Raw genomic sequence first — 17,220 nt, forward strand, 5'->3', positions numbered from 1 at the left:
CAATGTATCTGGCCTGGAACACCTGATCAGATGTTGGATCTCCAGAGAACCACAGAACACCAGGGCGCAAAGCCCTGGCAGGCAGCAGATGTCACTTTTTCTTTTTAGCCGGCTTTTCAGCCTTTTCAACCTTCTCTGATTTCTTGGCCTTTTCTGGCTTGCTATCAGCTTTTTTGGCAGCTTTCTTTGGCTCGGCGTCTTTTTTCTTGTCTTTCTTTTCGGAAGACTTGGAAAGCGTCGAGGCCGCTTCAGATTTCTTGGCCGGTGATGCTTTCTTGTCCTTCAGATCCTTGCTGGCTTTCGAGGCTTCGCCTTTGCTTTTCTTGTCGTCTTTAGCCACGTTGATCACCCTTTGGGTATGCCGGTATTGGCACGTAGCCTGTGGGAGTATCCACAGGCTAATCATTAGGCGAGCGCGTCTGAAAACGGTTCAAACTGTTTTGACCCTTTCAGTTGCTGAAGAACGACATTCAGATGCTCGGCGACTCGCCAGCTTATTGCGGGCTATAGGGCTGCCATTCGCACTCGGCTCCGGTATTTTCAATCACACGAATACTCAGGAATCGATCACGGAAAGTTTCCGAGCAACCGGGTAACCAGGGAAAGACATTGAACACTGCCAGATTTGTTTTCAAATCCCTTATCAAGCGCTGGATGAAAAACATCTTTTCACGGGGTGACACCCGTATACGCGAGCTTGAACCCCAGTGGACATCCCAAGGCCCGGGTTCAATCCGCATGGAGCGGTATCACCATATCGATGCCAGCGAGCAGGATAAGGACGGCTCCTACGACTATTACTATGAGTACGATATGTACTACTTCACGGAGGGCACTCTGTCCCTCGCCGCGCGTTGCTACACGGATGATGCTGATGAAGCCAACTTTATGGGTATCGAGTTTGATGGATATGACCGAGCGCTTGAGCCTGACGATAGGTCTCTCCCGTTGGTGAGCGCAGCTCTGGCCCAGTTGAAGGCTGATGGGAAAACGAAATTCTTTACGTTCACCGGGAAAGGTTATGAGCCCATATTTGCGAGCTCCGAGCATGAAGGCGACACCATGCGCGGAGAGCGCATTGAAGTGATCGCCCTGTCCCCAAGTGCTCGCTATCGTGTCCAGACGACGCCTTACGAGGCACTTGCCACGCAATGGATTTACCCACCCGAGATAATCGACATCAGGCGCGACATCCGCGTGTTTGCTTTCGAAGACAATGGCTGGTCAGCCGATCAGGCACGCTGGCTGGATTGCTCATGTGTTGAGTTGACCCTGCGCAAATACCCCGGACGGCTCACCGGTGCTGGAATAACAGTGACTGTCGACTGTGCTCGCCGCACCGCGATTTATGCAGGGGGGCTTGAAGTAGAGCTATCAATGCTTGAGCAGTCCCTTGACGCGATGTTTGGCACTGTCGAAACCTGAATGCCGACTCACCCCTCAAGGCAAAACCGGCAACAAAAACCGCCCAATCACCGGCAAATGATCAGATATCAACAACGTATCGTCCCGCCGCACCCGCGCATTGACCCGCTTCAAACTCGGGCTGTAAAACAGGTAATCCACCGTCCGGTCCGGCCCGTTGATGCGGCTGTCGTTGGGGAAGTGCGTCAGCCATTTGCCGCGGTCTATGCCGCTGGATTCGGCGTTGTCGGGGATCATCGGGTATTTCTCCCACAGCTCGTGCAGTTCGCTGTCGGCGGCGTAGCTGAGGCGTTGCTCCTCGGGGAGGCGCTGGTATTGACCCAGCGGCAGCATGTTGAAGTCGCCGCCGATCAGCCACGGTGTGCCGCCGCTTTCCAGCTTGTCCAGCTGCGTCTCAGTGGCAGCGACCTGTTTTTGTGCGGTGTCGCCGGTGTGTCTGGCGGTGGTCAGGCTGGTGTTGATGACGGCCAGTTTGCCGCCGTCACGCAGGGGCAGGTAGCTGACCAGCAAGGCATCCTTGGGCTGGAACTGACGGCTGATGATATTGGCGTCTGGCACCGGCAGTTGCACGCGTTCGGCACTGTCGATGTGGAAGCGGCTGAGGGTCGCCAGTTTTCTGCCGACGCTGCCCCAGATATGCGGGTTGGGTACGAACTCTGCCTTCCAGTAGAACGCCTGCGTGCTGCAGGGGTAGAGGTCCGCCACACGTTCTTTGATCAATGCCAGTTGGTCTTCGTAATCGGAGTTTTTGGCACCATCGTCGACCCCTTGCAGCAGTACGATATCCGGCTGTTCATCACGGATGACCCGCGCCACTTCATCCAGGTTGTAGGCAAGGTCTTCATGCGTCGGCCGCTCGTCCGGACCGCTGCCGTCGGCCATGTCATACCAGAACACATAGCGCTTGCCCGCCAGGTACTGGATGTTCCAGGTCATGACTTTCAGGGCTTGCCCCGGCACCAGCTTCGGCGCCTGAACCGCAGGGTTGCAGGTGGCCGGGAGTAACTCGCGGGCTGGAGGGCGCCAGGTCAGTTGGTAAACCATTACCAGCAATACGGCGACCAGCAGCAGGCTGTACAGGGTCAGACGTAGCAGTAGACGTGGCATCGGCTCGACTTGGAGCGCCAGGCGCTCGGTGAGGGATTCGGTATTGAGCATACCGAATCGGTGCGTCTGGCGTCAGCTGTTGGTTCAGGCCCTGTGCGCGGGCTCGCTGATCAGCATGAACAGGCGGAAGGTCACAATGGTGGTGAACAGTTGCAGGAAGCTGCCGATGCTGTCGGTGATCACGGAAACCGCTGCGCTTTGCGGTTCCGGAAACAGGTACAGGCTGGCGCCCTCAAGCAGCCACAGGGGAATGTAGACGCTCAGTATGCACACCAGAATGCGGGTGAAGTGCCCGGTGGTCATCAGCATGCTTTCGCGCATGGCCATGAACGGCGTGAGCTTGCGCAGGACCAGCAGGTATTCGCAGAACGCCAGTTTGATCATGACCCAGAGGCCGGGGACCACGAACAGCGAAAGGCCGAACATGATCAGCAGGGTGCTCATTGCCGAGAGTACGGCGAAGGTGGGCCACAGGCGCAACGCCATGGCCAGCAGGTCGCGGGTGTAGACGTCTTCGCCACGGCTGCGTGCGTCGAGAAACAGGATCAGTGCCGCTGTATAGATAGGGTAGAAAAACAGCCCGATGACCAATTCGTAGGCAGGCGACGTGTCGGCGGACATGGCGTTGCTCAGCGCTTGTTTGGCCAGCACCTCGAGTATCACGACAGGCAGGCACAGCAGCACGATGCTGCCCAGATTGCGCCGAAAGAAATAGAGCGAATCCTGGATGACGGTCAACGGGTTCATGTAGATAGATCGCAGGCTAAAAGCAGGCGCACACTTTAGCCCATGGCCCTTGCCGAACCAAGCGCAGTGGTGCTGGGCTGAGATCTTCTTATCTTTTTCTTCATGTCATTGAAGCGGGTGGATGAGGCCCCATTTTCTGAGCATGGTCCTGCAGGTGCGGCAGGAAAGAATTCCAGTGGCAACTCAGTGAGGTGGTCATGAACAGCGAAGAGCAAACCCTGATTGATGGTCTTTTCTCGAAACTGAAAGACGCTGAAACGGCATCCGCCCCGCGAGATGTTGCGGCCGAGGCGCGTATCAAGGAGCATCTGGCTCGCCAGCCCGCTGCGCCGTATTACATGACGCAGGCGATTCTGGTGCAGGAAGCTGCGGTGAATCAGCTCAATCAGCAGGTGAAACAGCGCGACGAGCAGATTCAGCAGTTGCAGGCCGAGCTGCAGCAGGCCAAAGGGCAATCTTCGTCAGCGCCGGCCAGCGGCGGGTTTCTGTCGAGTATTTTCGGCAGCAGCGCCTCGCGAGCGCCTCAGGCTCAGCCGGGCCAGACGTCTGGTGGTGGCTGGCGCGACGGTGCCGGTTTCAATCCAGCCTCTGCGCCCGCAGCGCCGCAGGGTGGTTACGCCGCGCCTGCTCCGGCTGCGGGCAGTGGCTTTCTCGGCGGTGCGTTGAAGACCGCGGCCGGTGTGGCGGGCGGTGTGCTGCTGGCAGAGGGCATCAGCAGCATGTTCAGCCACCACAGCCAGCCGCAGGAGATCGTCGAGGTCATTCACGACGCGCCACAGGCTCAGGACACCGGCTCGTTCAATGATCAGGGCGGCTGGGGACAGCCGGATCAGCAGTACACGGCCGATGACAGCTTTGACGATGGCGGCGACATGTTTTCTGATGATGATTCGTTTGTTTGAGGACGCAGTGAGCGCTTCTCGCGCTCCAGAACAGACAATTATCGTTCCGCACTCTCCTGTGAGGGAACGCCTTGGGTGACGCTCCGCGTCACAGGTCTGCGCCGCGCCGCCCATTCAAGATCGGGCGTGGAGCATCCAGAAATGCGTGCGACGCGGAGCGTCGCACGATAGTTGAAGCTCAATTCCGTTCTCAAGCTGGCATACTGGGCACCGATTCACATTCCGGATCGCTGTAACCAGTGGGCGTGTTGCCCGCCATGAGGAATTGCGGTGAAGAAGATCGCGGTGTTCGCCGACGTGCAGAACCTGTATTACACCGTGCGCCAGGCGCATGGCTGTCATTTCAATTACGCCGCCTTGTGGGCGGATATCAGCAAGCGCGGCGAGATTGTTCACGCGTTTGCCTACGCCATCGATCGTGGCGACAGCAAACAACAGCAGTTCCAGCAGATCCTGCGCAATCTGGGGTTTACCGTCAGGCTCAAGCCGTACATCCAGCGTAGCGACGGTTCGGCGAAAGGGGACTGGGATGTCGGCATCACCATCGATATCATGGATTTCGCGCCACAAGTGGACGAAGTCGTGCTGGCATCGGGTGATGGCGATTTCGACATGTTGCTCGAGCGTGTGATCAGCAAACATGGTGTTGAGGCGGTGGCCTATGGCGTGCCGGGGCTGACCGCGAACTCGTTGATTCGCGCAGCCAGTCGTTATGTGCCTATCGAAGGCGCGTTGTTGCTGAAATGAATTTACAGGGTCAGGCCAGTGTTGGAACGTATTGCAGTCATCGACTTTGAAACCACCGGCATCTCCCCCGGCCATAGCTGCCGGGCAACCGAGATTGCCGTGGTCATCATGGAGCAGGGGCGTATCGTCGAGCGCTTTCAGAGCCTGATGAATGCCGGGGTGCGTATTCCTGCGTTTATCGAGGGGTTGACCGGCATCAGCAACAACATGATTCGCACCGCCCCCAGCGCCGAACGGGTGATGGGCGATGTGGCAGATTTCGTCGGTGCCACGCCGCTGGTCGCGCACAATGCCTCGTTCGACCAGAAATTCTGGGACTACGAACTGTCGCGCATTCAGCGCAAGCGCGAACAGAGCTTTGCCTGTTCGATGCTGCTGGCCCGACGCCTGATGCCTGGCGCACCGAATCACAAGCTTGGCACGCTGACCAGCTACGCGCGCCTGCCCAATACCGGCAAGGCTCACCGGGCGATGGCCGATGCGGAAATGGCCGCCAACCTCACGGCGTATCTGACCAACGAACTGCGCAACACCCACGGCATCGCGTCAATCTCCCACCAGATGCTGTGTTCCCTGCAGAAAGTCCCGGCCGCCAAGATCGGCGAAACGCTGAAGCGTCAGCGCGGCTTCTGATCCTTTAGTGTTCCTGCTTGCCGTTGCTGGTCAGATAGTTGGCCGGCAGGCTGCGCTCCACCGCTGTCGACAGCACGATTGAGGTTTTGCTGAAGCCGAACCTGGCGATCCGATTGATCAGGTCTTCCAGGTGTGGCATCGAATCGACCGCTACCTTCATGATCACGCACGGGTCGCCCGTCACCCGGTAACACTGGATCAGTTCAGGGACCTGCCACAGCTCCTTGTACGCCTGCTGATTGCCGTGACTGCCCATGCGTAACTCGATCAGGCATTGAATCGGCAAGCCGACCTTTGTCAGATCGACCTTCGCCTCATAACCGGTGATCACGCCGCTGGCCTCAAGCTTGGCGACTCGCTCAGCCACGGCAGGCGCGGACAGGTTGACCAGTTTCGCCAGCTGCGCAAAAGACGCCCGGCCATTTTTCAGCAGCTCATCGAGCAGAATCCGATCGTATTTATCCAGCGTCATGACGTGCCTCGTACTGTGCGATGGGCCATTTTAAAATAAAAGGAAAACAGGCCTTACAAGCGTTGAATCGTAAGTTTCAGCGCGGTTCAAACAGGGTTGTCTGCTTAATATCCGCCTCTGGCCTTCATACAATAGGTCAACCATAACAATGATCCCAGAGCCTTGCCATGCCTCAGTCCGTTCGTGTTTCGCCGTTGCTCATTGGCGCTTTTCTGGCCTTGTACCTGATTTGGGGCTCTACCTATCTGGTCATCCGTATTGGCGTGGAGTCATGGCCGCCGCTGATGATGGCTGGCGTACGTTTTATGATTGCCGGGTGCCTGATGTATGGCTTCCTGCGTTATCGCGGCGTGCCAGCGCCGACCTGGCGCGAGTGGAAAGCGGCGTTTGTGATCGGCTTCCTGCTATTGGCATGCGGTAACGGCGGTGTGACGCTGGCCGAACACGCAGGCGTTGCATCAGGCGTCGCGGCGCTGGCGGTGGCGACCATGCCGCTGTTTACCTTGCTGTTCGGCCTGTTCTGGGGCAATCGCACCACTAATCTGGAGTGGGCGGGCATCGTGCTTGGCCTGATCGGTATCGGCCTGTTGAATCTCGGTTCCAATCTGCAAGCCAGCCCTTATGGCGCTGCGCTGGTGCTCTTTGCCGCGGCGTCCTGGGCGTTCGGCTCTGTATTGAGCAAGCATATGCCGTTGCCCAAAGGTCCGATGGCCAGTGCGGCAGAAATGATCACGGCCGGCGCGACGCTGCTGATCGGCAGCGCTTTGAGCGGCGAGCGCCTTGCGCACATGCCGACTGCAGCGGGCTGGGGGGCGCTGCTGTATCTGGTGGTATTTGGCTCTATCGTCGCGTTCAGCGCGTATATGTACCTGCTCAAGAACGTGCGCCCGGCAGCCGCAACCAGCTATGCCTACGTCAACCCGGCAGTGGCGGTGATGCTTGGCGTGGTGTTTGCGGGAGAGACAATCGGTATTGAAGAGTGCATGGCCATGGTGGTGATTATCAGCGCTGTCGTGCTGATTGGCCTGCCGCAATGGCGCAGGTCGGCGGTACGAAAGGTCGGATCGATACGCACAAGCTAACCGAGGCGGGCCGGACAGGTTAAACTGCGCGCCTTGCGTTGAATTTTTCCTACGGTATTTCCATGACATTCGCCTCTCTCGGCCTGATCGAACCCTTGCTGCGCGCCCTTGAAGCGCTCGGTTACCAGACTCCGACGCCTGTACAGACCCAGGCAATTCCTCCGGTACTGGCGGGCCGCGATCTGATGGCAGCTGCCCAGACCGGTACCGGCAAGACCGCAGGTTTTGCCTTGCCGCTGTTGCAGCGCCTGACCATGGAAGGGCCGAAAGTCGCGCCTAATTGCGTTCGCGCGCTGGTATTGGCCCCGACCCGCGAACTGGCCGATCAGGTTCACGAAAGCATTCGTCAGTATGCCGAGCACCTGCCGTTGAGCACTTACGCAGCCTACGGTGGCGTGAGCATCAACCCGCAAATGATGAAGCTGCGCAAGGGCGTGGACGTGCTGGTTGCGACACCGGGACGTCTGCTCGACCTGCATCGTCAGAATGCAGTCAAGTTCTCCCAGTTGCAGACCCTGATCCTTGATGAAGCCGACCGCATGCTTGATCTGGGCTTTGCCGAGGAATTGCGTGGCATCTACGCGGTACTGCCCAAGCAGCGCCAGACCTTGCTGTTCTCCGCGACCTTTTCCGACGAAATTCGTCTGCTGGCCGCGCAGATGCTGAATGACCCGCTGACCATCGAGGTCAGCCCGCGCAACGTGGCGGCGTCATCGGTCAAGCAATGGGTTGTGACCGTGGACAAGAAGCGCAAGGCTGATCTGTTCATCCATCTGATGAAAAAGCATCGCTGGGGGCAGGTGCTGGTGTTCGCCAAGACCCGGGTTGGCGTTGATCAACTGGTGGATCGTTTGCAGGGGCTGGGTCTGAACGCTGATGGCATTCACGGCGACAAGCCGCAGGCCACCCGCCAGCGTGCGCTGGATCGTTTCAAGAGCAATGAAGTGAAGATTCTGGTTGCCACCGACGTGGCGGCTCGTGGTCTGGATATCGATGATCTGCCGACGGTCGTCAATCTGGACCTGCCGATTGTGGCCGAGGATTACATCCACCGTATTGGCCGCACCGGCCGGGCGGGGCTTACGGGCGAGGCGATCTCGCTGGTGTGTGCTGATGAAGTCGAACTGCTGTCGGCCATCGAAGTGCTGACCCGCCAGACCCTGGAGCGCAAGGAAGAACAGGACTTCGAACCGGAGCATCGCGTGCCGAGTACGGATGCCAGCGGCCAGATCCTGAAAAAGCCCAAGAAACCGAAAAAACCCAAAGTGTCGGGCAGCAAGCGCAACCTGGGCAAATGGGTCGACAGCGGCGAGTCCGAGCCTGCGCCGGTGGTCAAACCGGTACGCAAGGTCCCGGTTTTCAACACCGGCCCGCGCAAGAAGAAGCCGTGATCACGTGGGGGACAAGATCAGCGCGATTGCAGCCACTCCACCATCCCCAACCCCGCAGCGCGGCCGCTGGCGAAGCAGGCGGTCAGCAGGTAGCCGCCTGTAGGGGCTTCCCAGTCGAGCATTTCGCCTGCGCAGAACACGCCGGGCAATTGCCTGAGCATCAGACGTTCGTCCATGGCTTCGAAGGTCACGCCACCTGCGGTGCTGATGGCCTCATCGATGGGGCGTGGTTTGATCAGGGGCAGTGGCAACGCCTTGATGGCTTCACTCAACAACAGCGGATCGGCAAACGCTTCACGAGGCGCAAGTTCGCGTAAAAGCGCTGCCTTTGCGCCGTCCAGGCCCAATTGGCTGTGCAGGTGCTTGGACATCGAGCGCGAGCCACGTGGTTTGCTCAGGGCTTTTTGAATATCTGTCAGCGTTTTGCCGGGCAGCAGGTCAATGTCCACAATCGCCGAACCGTGAAGGTTGATCTGTTCACGAATCTGCGCCGACAGTGCATACACCAGGCTGCCTTCCACACCCGTCCCGGTCAGTACACATTCGCCCAAGCGCAGGGCATGGCCATGCAGGCCCATGGCGATGTTTTTCAACGGCGCACCGGCAAACTTGTCGCGCAGCAGGTCGCTCCAGGCGCTCACCTCGAAACCACAGTTGGCGGCCTGCAAAGGCGCAACCTCGACCTGCCTGGCTTGCAGCCATGGCAACCACGCCCCGTCAGACCCCAGCCGCGCCCAACTGGCACCGCCCAGCGCCAACAATGTGGCTGCCGGGTTGAGCGCCTTTTCGCCATCGGCGCAGGCAATGCGCAGGCTGCCATCGGCGTTCCAGCCCAGCCAGCGATGCCGCGTGTGAATCGTGACACCCGCATCACGCAGGCGCTTGAGCCAGGCGCGTAGCAGCGGTGCGGCTTTCATGTCAGTGGGGAAAACACGGCCCGAGCTGCCGACAAACGTCTCGATACCCAGCGCATGAATCCACTGGCACAGCTCATCGGCACTAAAACTACGCAACAAAGGCGCGATCATCGGCGAACGTTCAGCGTAGCGCGACAGAAAAGCCGGGTAGGGCTCGGAGTGCGTTATGTTCATGCCGCCCACCCCGGCCAGCAGAAACTTGCGCCCTACTGAGGGCATGGCGTCATACAGATCGACGTTCAGCCCTGCCTGGCTCAACACCTCTGCTGCCATCAACCCCGCAGGGCCGCCTCCGATGATGGCGACGGTTCGGGAAGCAGGAGAGGCGAGGTCGGTCATGGTCAGCGAAGTATCGATAGCAGAGGAGGTGGGCATTCTACCCGAGCGTTGTTTTCAGGTGTGGTGCAACTCATTGGCTGCGACTGCGATGAGGCGCAACGCACTGTCATAAGCCCATGTCGTCCCAGACTCGTTGCGCACTGTGATGCAGGATCCCGTGGCGTCTTGCCAGCGCCTGACGGTCCTTGCTGTAGCCGCCGCCGATCACGCCCATGACCGGAATATCGCGGCTCAGGCAATGACGCAACACGGCTTCGTCGCGATTGGCCAGGCCTTGATCGGTCAGTTGCAGATAGCCCAGCGCATCATCCTTGTGAACGTCCACTCCTGCGTCATACAGCACCAGATCCGGCTTGTAGAACGGCAGCAGGTAGTTGAGCAGGTCGTCGACGACGTTCAGGTAGTCAGCGTCGCCCATCCCCATCGGCAGCGGGATATCCCAGTCGCTCTGGGCCTTGCGCGCCGGGAAGTTCTTTTCGCAGTGCAGCGAGACGGTAATGGCGTCCTCGGTATCGGCCAGAATACGCGCCGTACCGTCGCCTTGATGCACATCGCAGTCGAAGATCAGCACCTTGTCCACGCGGCCGCTTTGCAACAGGTACTGACTGATCACTGCCAGGTCGTTGAAAATGCAGAAACCGGCCGGGTAATCATAGTGCGCATGATGGGTGCCGCCCGCCAAGTGGCAAGCCATACCGTGCTTCAAGGCCTGCTCGGCAGTCAGTAACGAACCACCCACGGCACGAACCGTGCGACGTGCCAGCGCCTCGCTCCAGGGCAGACCCAGACGCCGCTGGTCTTCACGGGACAGGTCGCCATTAAGGTAGCGGCTGATGTAGGACGGGTCATGAGCCAGCGCCAGAATGTCCGCCGGGCATAACTCGGGACGCATTAATTGAACGTCACTGGTCAGGCCGCTGTCGACCAAGTAGTCACGTAACAGACGGAACTTGTCCATCGGGAAGCGGTGATCCGCCGGGAAGTCCGGGCTGTAGTCTTCATGGTAGATAAGCGGTAGGGACATTTTGCGTCCGTTGACAGGTCGAAGCCCGATAGTGCCAGCAAAGCGTGCGCACGCCCAGTTGTCTGGCGCAGTGGATAACTACGCTGACGCCCACTCATGTCTCGTTACACGGGGGAATCGATGGAACCGATACTCAAGCTAGACAGCGCCCGGCTGCTGATGCGGCAGTGGCGCGACGATGATTTGCCAGCATTCGCCGAGATGTGCGCGGACCCGCGCGTGATGCGTTATTTCCCCGAACCGCTGAGCCGTCTTGAAAGCGCCGCCATGATCGGACGGTTACGTGGTCATTTTGCCGAATTGGGCTTCGGGTTTTGGGCGCTGGAGCGTAAGGATACCGGCGAATTCATCGGTTTTACCGGGCTGCATGTCGTGGGTTTCAAGGCATCTTTTACGCCGGCCGTGGAAATCGGCTGGCGGCTGGCTTATGACCACTGGGGCCTGGGCTTTGCCAGCGAGGCGGCATGGACCGCGCTGGGCTGTGGTTTCGAGCGCCTGAATTTGAAGGAGATCGTGTCGTTTACCGCGGTCAATAATCAGCCGTCGCAAAAAGTTATGCAGGCAATCGGTATGCAGCAGGATGAGTCCGGCAACTTCGATCATCCTAATCTGGATGACGGCCATCCGCTCAAGCCGCACGTGCTGTACCGGATCAGCCATGAGCAGTGGCTCAGGACGCTGAAGCCTTGATCAGGGTGTAGATTGAATTAAGCCAACCATCTTAAATCTGTATCATTCCATTCCAGTGGGATGGGCCAGAGGCCTGTCGGAAAATGCAGCGACTGCCGTTGCCGTAAAAGTGCAGAGTCGATGTGCAAGAGGAGTGAGAATGAGCCAAGTGCTGGATGATCTGGTTGAGTTGCTGACGCTGGAAGCCATTGAAGAGAATCTTTTTCGCGGCCGCAGCCAGGACCTGGGTTTTCGTCAGCTGTTTGGCGGCCAGGTGTTGGGGCAGTCGTTGTCTGCCGCCAGTCAGACCGTCGAAGAGGACCGCCATGTTCACTCGCTGCACGGCTATTTTCTGCGCCCTGGCGATGCAGGCCTGCCGGTGGTCTATCAAGTGGACCGCGTGCGCGACGGCGGCAGTTTCAGCACGCGCCGTGTGACTGCCATTCAGAAGGGCAAGCCGATTTTCACGTGCAGCGCCTCGTTTCAGTACGACGAAGAGGGCTTTGAGCACCAGGCGTCGATGCCGCAGATTGTCGGTCCGGAAAACCTGCCGTCCGAGCTAGAGCTGCTGACGGGCCGAGCACACCTGATTCCCGAAGCGATGCACGACAAGTTTCTGCGCCCCAAACCGATTCAGTTCCGCCCCGTGACATCCGAAGACCCGTACGATCCCAAGCCAGGCGAGCCGGTGAAGTACGTGTGGTTTCGCGCCGATGGCAGCCTGTCGGACGTGCAGGCGCTGCATCGTTACATGTTGGCTTATGCCTCCGACTTCAACCTGCTGACCACTTCGTTACGGCCGCATGGCAAGACGGTCTGGCAGCGCGATATGCAGGTCGCCAGCCTCGATCACTCGCTGTGGTTCCACAACGACCTGCGTACCGATGACTGGCTGCTCTATGCGATGGACAGTCCCTGGGCAGGCAACTCCCGCGGCTTTTCACGCGGCAGTATCTTCAACCGCGCCGGGCAACTGGTTGCATCGGTCAGCCAGGAAGGGCTGATCCGCCACCGTAAGGATTGGGCATGACACTCGACGGTATACGGCACTGGGTTTTCGACATGGATGGCACCCTGACCATCCCGGTCCATGACTTTCCGGCAATCAAGCGTGAACTGGGCATCCCTCAGGACCACGATATTCTGGGGCATCTTGCCGCGTTGCCCGCTGACGAGTCGGCGGCCAAGCATGCATGGCTGCTGGAACACGAACGGGAGCTGGCGCTGGCTTCGCAGCCAGCCGAGGGCGCGGTCGAGCTGGTTCGTGAGTTGTCGGCGCGCGGCTATCGGTTGGGGATACTGACCCGTAACGCTCAAGAGCTCGCGTACATCACCTTGAAAGCCATCGGCCTGGCGGACTGCTTTGCTGTCGAGGATGTACTGGGCCGCGACGAAGCGACCCCCAAGCCGGATCCGGCGGGTTTGCTGAAGCTGGCCAATCGCTGGAGTGTCGAGCCGGAGCAGATGGTCATGATCGGCGACTACATGCATGACCTGAACTGCGGCCGTGCGGCGGGCGCCAAGACCGTTCTGGTCAACCTGAAAGACAACCCCTGGCCGGAGCTGACGGACTGGCATGCCGTGGATTGCATTGTGCTACGCGGGATGTTGGGGTGATCTGGACTGGCTCTGGTGCAACTATCGTTCCTCACGCTCCAGCGTGGGAATGCCTTGGGTGACGCTCTGCGTCACAAATCTGCGCCGCACCGCGCACCCAAGATCGGACGCAGAGCGTCCAGAAATGCATTCCTACGCGGAGCGTAGGAACGATAGTTATACCCCGATCACTTAAAACGGCTTGAACAACACCGCCTGACCCTCGGGCGAGGTGAAGATCCCGTCGCCGTTGTGGCCAACTTTCGGCACGATCACCAGGCGCTGGTTCAGCCCTTCAGGGTGGCGCTTCTTGAGGTAGTTGAAGTAGTTCTGGCCACGAATCAGGCGATACGCGCCTTGCGCTTCGGCGGCACAGGTCTTGTCCAGAGCAGGGTGGTTGCGATCGGTGTCCAGCTCGCCCATCAGGTAAGTGATGTCGCGCTTCACGTAATTCTTCTCGATGTCAGCCGGTTTTTCCTTGCCCGAATAGAACGGCATCTTGTTCAGACCGTATTTCCACTCATCGAAATCAGGGCAACTCTGCGCCGTTACCGGTTCAGGCCGCTCTGCGTCGAAATAGGCATAGGACGACGGGTTGGCAATCACATAACGCAGCTTCACGCCTTCCCGCTGCAGCAGCGCATCTTCCTTGCCGCCGATCATCGCGTAGCGCTGCACCACCTGGGCACCACCGGAATGCCCGGCAATGACCACTTCTTTGAGATTCGGGAACAGCTTGCTGTCGCTCAGACGCTTGAGGATATGGTCCAGGACCAGAAACGAACTGACGGGCTTGGGATTGGTGGCGGTGGCGCCTTCCATCCAGCTGTTCTGGCGCCAGCGCAGGATCGACTCCGGCAGGTGATGCGCGACAATGTCCTTCTCATCCAGAAACTGCGGGGCGATCAGCAAGGTCTTGCTGCGCTCTTTGGATTGATTGGCGGCACGTTCGATGCTGCGCAGGTAGGTTTGCGCATTGCGCAGGCGGCCGTGCAGCACGATCACCGCGCGCTCGATCTTCGGCTTGGGGTGTACCCATTCCTGACTCAGCCCGAGTGTCGCCTCTGCGCCATTGATGGCCAGGCGATCCGGGCTGATAGACGTAACCGCTTGATCCTCGGCATGCGCCCCGAGGCTCGCGAAGGCAGTGCTCAACAACAGGACCAGAAGCGGTTTAATCATGTGTTCAGAGACTCTTGGCGGCGAATGTATCGCATTGATTGATTTGGCCTTGGGCAAAGCCTGCCTTGAACCAGCGTACACGCTGGGCAGACGTCCCATGAGTAAAGGAGTCCGGAGCAACTCGACCACTGCTTTGCTGTTGCAAGCGATCATCGCCTATAGCGTTGGCCGCATTCAATGCCTCTTCAATATCACCCGGCTCAAGCCAGTTCAAACGATTTTGTGCGTTGTACGCCCAAACACCTGCAAAGCAGTCCGCCTGAAGCTCCTGGCGGACCAGTAAACCGTTGGCACCTTCCATTTTTTGCCCGGCCTGACGAGCCTTGTCGACCTTGGCAGAAATGCCCAGCAGGGTCTGCACATGGTGCCCGACTTCGTGGGCGATCACGTAAGCCTGGGCGAAGTCTCCAGCGGCGGAAAAGCGCTGGGCCATTTCGCGGAAGAAGTCCATGTCCAGATAGACCTGCTGGTCAGCCGGGCAGTAGAACGGGCCGGTCGCCGAGGTGGCGCGACCGCAAGCCGAGTTGACCTGGCCGCTGAACAGCACCAGCGTCGGGTCCTTGTACTCGCGACCGTTCTGGGCGAACACGGCACGCCAGGTGTCTTCAGTGTCGCCGAGGATACTGCGTACGAATTCGGCTTGCTGATCGTTGGCCGGTGGTGCCTGACGCGTTTGCGCGCTGGGTGGAGCGCTTTGCTCGGTGCTTTGCCCGGTCAGTTGCCCGAGGATCTGCATCGGGTCCTGTCCGGTCAGCAGGCCAATGGCAACGATGATCACAATGCCGCCCAGGCCCAGCCCCTTGCCACCGATGCGCATGCCACCGCCGCCGCCACTGCTGCCGCCATCGCGCGCATCGACTACGTTGTCGCTACGTCGGCCTTTTTTCCAGAGCATGTCGGATCCCTCTTCTTTTCGTGCAATGAGTGTCGCTGCTGATACAGGTCTGCGCCAGTCTGGCGGTCCGGCCAGCGTGTGCAGGATGCGAGGGTATAGAGGTGCGAGAGAGCCGATTGGTTCGGGAAGTCCGTGCCTAGCTTTTCACGGGCTGCGCCTGCAACACGTCAGGCGGCGACGCATCGGCAAAACGGTCGACCTGCCGCAGCGATTTGAAGCACGTCATCCATGCGCCGACCACGCCCAATGTGCAGACGCCACCCATGATTGCCGCAGGTATGGCGCCGACCAGCGAGGCGCTGGTGCCTGCGCGAAACTCGCCCAGCTCGTTGGATGAGCCGATAAACAGCATGTTCACGGCATTGACCCGGCCGCGCATGTTGTCCGGCGTCGAAAACTGCACCAGCGCCGAGCGAATGAACACGCTGACCATGTCCGCCGCGCCCGCGACCAGCAGAGCCAGGCACGACAGCCAGAACAGTGTCGACAGTGCAAACACCAGATTCGCTACGCCGAACAGGCCGACGGCAAGAAACATGGTCATGCCGACGTTGCGCTGCAGCGGACGCATGCTCAGGTAAATACCGACGCCCAGTTCGCCCAGGCTCATCGACGCACGCAGCATGCCCAGCCCTTGGGGGCCCAGATGCAGCACTTCATGGGCGTAAATCGGCAGCAGCGCCACCACGCCGCCGAGCAGCACGGCGAACAGGTCCAGCGAAATGGTGCCGAGGATGATCGGTCGCGAGCGGATGAAGGCAATGCCCGCAGTGAACCGGCCCCAGGCGCTGGAGCCCAGCTCCACCGGCTTGCCGGCAAAGGGCGTCGCTACAGGGGCCAGAAACAGGATGCCAGCTATGAATGCTGCCACGCAGACTGAATACGTCAGTTCTGCGCCGCCCAGCCAATACAGATAGCCGCCGATCAGCGGGCCACCGACGGTCGAGCAGCGCATGATCACGCTGTTGGTGGCGATGGCCGAGGGCAGCTGGTCGCGCGGGACAATCTGTGGCAGCAGGCTTTGCAGGGCCGGGCCGGTGAAGGCGCGGGCGCAGCCGTAGAGCATCAGCGCGCCGTAGATCAGCCGCAGGTCTTGTAGCTTCAAGGCCGAAAACACAAACAGAATGGTGCCGCAGAACGCCTGCACGCCCCAACTGATCATCAGGATGACCTTGCGGTTGTAGCGGTCGATCAGGTCCCCGGCAGGCATCAACAGCAGCAACATGGGAATAAACTGAGCAAGGCCGACGTACGCCAGTGCCATTGGCTCGCGGGTCATGTCATAGACCTGCCAGGCGACCACCACTGCCTGAATCTGCATGGCAAACACTGCCATCAGGCGCGAGAGGATAAAACTGACGAAACCGGGCTGGCTGGACAACTTGACCGGGGCAGGGGCGGCGGAAGACTCAGAGCTCAAGAAAGGGATCCCATTGAAGCGGCTAATTCACGTTTTCGGTTTATACCTTAGCGTATCGATAGGAAGCTAATAAATATTCTGACAGTTTCGCCGTGACGGGCATGAAAGAATCTGCGCCGCGCCGCATGTACAGGATAGGACGCGGAGCGTCCGGAACGGCATGCGACGCAGAGCGCCGCACGATAGTCGAGATTATCGTTCCTCACGCTCCAGCGTGGGAATGCCGTGGGTGACGCTCTGCGTCACAGATCTGCGCCGCGCCGCATGTTCAGGATAGGACGCGGAGCGTCCAGAAAGGCATGCGACGCAGAGCGTCGCACGATAGTCGGGATTATCGTTCCTCACGCTCCAGCGTGGTAATGCCGTGGGTGACGCTCTGCGTCACAGATCTGCGTCGCGCCGCATGTTCAGGATAGGACGCGGAGCGTCCGGAACGGCATGCGACGCAGAGCGCAGCACGATAGTCGAGATAATCGTTCCTCACGCTCCAGCGTGGTAATGCCGTGGGTAACGCTCTGCGTCACAGATCTGCGCCGCGCCGCCTGTACAGGATAGGACGCGGAGCGTCCGGAACGGCATGCGACGCGGAGCGCCGCACGATAGTCGAGATAATCGTTCCTCACGCTCCAGCGTGGTAATGCCGTGGGTGACGCTCTGCGTCACAGATCTGCG

General features: G+C 59.5%; 18 protein-coding genes. 9 read left to right on the forward strand and 9 right to left on the reverse strand.

Going from position 1 to position 17,220, the window contains the following annotated elements:
- Positions 1 to 91: 91 nt before the first annotated feature.
- Positions 92 to 349, reverse strand: coding sequence for a hypothetical protein (locus tag RYC17_RS09315; protein ID WP_005754329.1), 258 nt, complete (start codon positions 347 to 349; stop codon positions 92 to 94).
- Between the two features lie 305 nt (positions 350 to 654).
- Here RYC17_RS09315 and RYC17_RS09320 point away from each other — a divergent pair, with 305 nt between their 5' ends.
- Positions 655 to 1,425, forward strand: coding sequence for a hypothetical protein (locus RYC17_RS09320; RefSeq protein ID WP_122259684.1), 771 nt, complete (start codon positions 655 to 657; stop codon positions 1,423 to 1,425).
- A 15-nt stretch (positions 1,426 to 1,440) separates the two neighbouring features.
- Here the strand turns inward: RYC17_RS09320 and RYC17_RS09325 are convergent, their stop codons facing one another.
- Positions 1,441 to 2,583, reverse strand: a complete 1,143-nt coding sequence (locus tag RYC17_RS09325; RefSeq protein ID WP_316902816.1) for an endonuclease/exonuclease/phosphatase family protein — start codon at positions 2,581 to 2,583, stop codon at positions 1,441 to 1,443.
- Between the two features lie 33 nt (positions 2,584 to 2,616).
- Complete coding sequence (locus RYC17_RS09330; protein ID WP_122259671.1) at positions 2,617 to 3,279, reverse strand: YciC family protein; 663 nt, start codon at positions 3,277 to 3,279, stop codon at positions 2,617 to 2,619.
- 197 nt (positions 3,280 to 3,476) lie between these two features.
- Between RYC17_RS09330 and RYC17_RS09335 the strand changes: the two genes are divergently transcribed.
- From RYC17_RS09335 to RYC17_RS09345, 3 genes are all read left to right on the forward strand, one after another.
- A complete protein-coding gene (locus RYC17_RS09335; RefSeq protein ID WP_122259672.1) occupies positions 3,477 to 4,181 on the forward strand; it encodes a DUF2076 domain-containing protein in 705 nt (234 codons plus the stop codon).
- A gap of 270 nt (positions 4,182 to 4,451) precedes the next feature.
- Positions 4,452 to 4,928: an NYN domain-containing protein gene (locus RYC17_RS09340; protein WP_002555259.1), complete on the forward strand. Its 477-nt coding sequence runs from the start codon at positions 4,452 to 4,454 to the stop codon at positions 4,926 to 4,928.
- 21 nt (positions 4,929 to 4,949) lie between these two features.
- On the forward strand, positions 4,950 to 5,561 hold the full coding sequence (locus RYC17_RS09345; protein ID WP_044321051.1) for a PolC-type DNA polymerase III: 612 nt from the start codon (positions 4,950 to 4,952) through the stop codon (positions 5,559 to 5,561).
- Between the two features lie 4 nt (positions 5,562 to 5,565).
- Here the strand turns inward: RYC17_RS09345 and RYC17_RS09350 are convergent, their stop codons facing one another.
- Positions 5,566 to 6,033 carry an Lrp/AsnC family transcriptional regulator gene (locus RYC17_RS09350; protein WP_122259673.1) on the reverse strand — a complete coding sequence of 156 codons (468 nt, stop codon included), beginning with the start codon at positions 6,031 to 6,033 and terminating at the stop codon, positions 5,566 to 5,568.
- A gap of 167 nt (positions 6,034 to 6,200) precedes the next feature.
- Here RYC17_RS09350 and yedA point away from each other — a divergent pair, with 167 nt between their 5' ends.
- Positions 6,201 to 7,115, forward strand: a complete 915-nt coding sequence (gene yedA / locus RYC17_RS09355; protein ID WP_058402581.1) for a drug/metabolite exporter YedA — start codon at positions 6,201 to 6,203, stop codon at positions 7,113 to 7,115.
- Positions 7,116 to 7,177: 62 nt separating this feature from the next.
- Entirely contained in the window at positions 7,178 to 8,506 is a 1,329-nt protein-coding gene (locus RYC17_RS09360) for a DEAD/DEAH box helicase (RefSeq protein WP_316888084.1), read from the forward strand.
- A 17-nt stretch (positions 8,507 to 8,523) separates the two neighbouring features.
- Here the strand turns inward: RYC17_RS09360 and RYC17_RS09365 are convergent, their stop codons facing one another.
- Both RYC17_RS09365 and RYC17_RS09370 read right to left on the reverse strand, forming a co-directional pair.
- The gene (locus RYC17_RS09365; RefSeq protein WP_316902895.1) at positions 8,524 to 9,762 is read right to left on the reverse strand and encodes a TIGR03862 family flavoprotein; all 1,239 of its coding nucleotides are present in this window, start codon (positions 9,760 to 9,762) and stop codon (positions 8,524 to 8,526) included.
- Positions 9,763 to 9,868: 106 nt separating this feature from the next.
- Positions 9,869 to 10,786, reverse strand: coding sequence for a histone deacetylase (locus tag RYC17_RS09370; protein WP_058402579.1), 918 nt, complete (start codon positions 10,784 to 10,786; stop codon positions 9,869 to 9,871).
- A gap of 120 nt (positions 10,787 to 10,906) precedes the next feature.
- Here RYC17_RS09370 and RYC17_RS09375 point away from each other — a divergent pair, with 120 nt between their 5' ends.
- From RYC17_RS09375 to RYC17_RS09385, 3 genes are all read left to right on the forward strand, one after another.
- Entirely contained in the window at positions 10,907 to 11,476 is a 570-nt protein-coding gene (locus RYC17_RS09375) for a GNAT family N-acetyltransferase (RefSeq protein ID WP_044322982.1), read from the forward strand.
- A 139-nt stretch (positions 11,477 to 11,615) separates the two neighbouring features.
- A complete protein-coding gene (tesB, locus tag RYC17_RS09380) occupies positions 11,616 to 12,485 on the forward strand; it encodes an acyl-CoA thioesterase II (protein WP_044322981.1) in 870 nt (289 codons plus the stop codon).
- Positions 12,482 to 13,072 (forward strand): HAD family hydrolase, encoded by a 591-nt coding sequence (locus RYC17_RS09385; protein ID WP_122281207.1) that lies wholly within the window; start codon positions 12,482 to 12,484, stop codon positions 13,070 to 13,072. Before tesB ends, RYC17_RS09385 begins: the two co-directional genes overlap by 4 nt.
- Positions 13,073 to 13,243: 171 nt before the next feature.
- On the opposite strand, the gene RYC17_RS09390 is transcribed toward RYC17_RS09385, so the two are convergent.
- From RYC17_RS09390 to RYC17_RS09400, 3 genes are all read right to left on the reverse strand, one after another.
- A complete protein-coding gene (locus tag RYC17_RS09390) occupies positions 13,244 to 14,233 on the reverse strand; it encodes a hypothetical protein (RefSeq protein ID WP_004655548.1) in 990 nt (329 codons plus the stop codon).
- 4 nt (positions 14,234 to 14,237) lie between these two features.
- Positions 14,238 to 15,128: a neutral zinc metallopeptidase gene (locus RYC17_RS09395; RefSeq protein WP_122281206.1), complete on the reverse strand. Its 891-nt coding sequence runs from the start codon at positions 15,126 to 15,128 to the stop codon at positions 14,238 to 14,240.
- Positions 15,129 to 15,264: 136 nt separating this feature from the next.
- Positions 15,265 to 16,548: an MFS transporter gene (locus tag RYC17_RS09400; RefSeq protein ID WP_316888077.1), complete on the reverse strand. Its 1,284-nt coding sequence runs from the start codon at positions 16,546 to 16,548 to the stop codon at positions 15,265 to 15,267.
- Positions 16,549 to 17,220 lie beyond the last annotated feature (672 nt).

Source organism: Pseudomonas syringae group sp. J248-6 (genome assembly GCF_032586995.1).
Lineage (GTDB): Bacteria > Pseudomonadota > Gammaproteobacteria > Pseudomonadales > Pseudomonadaceae > Aquipseudomonas > Aquipseudomonas amygdali.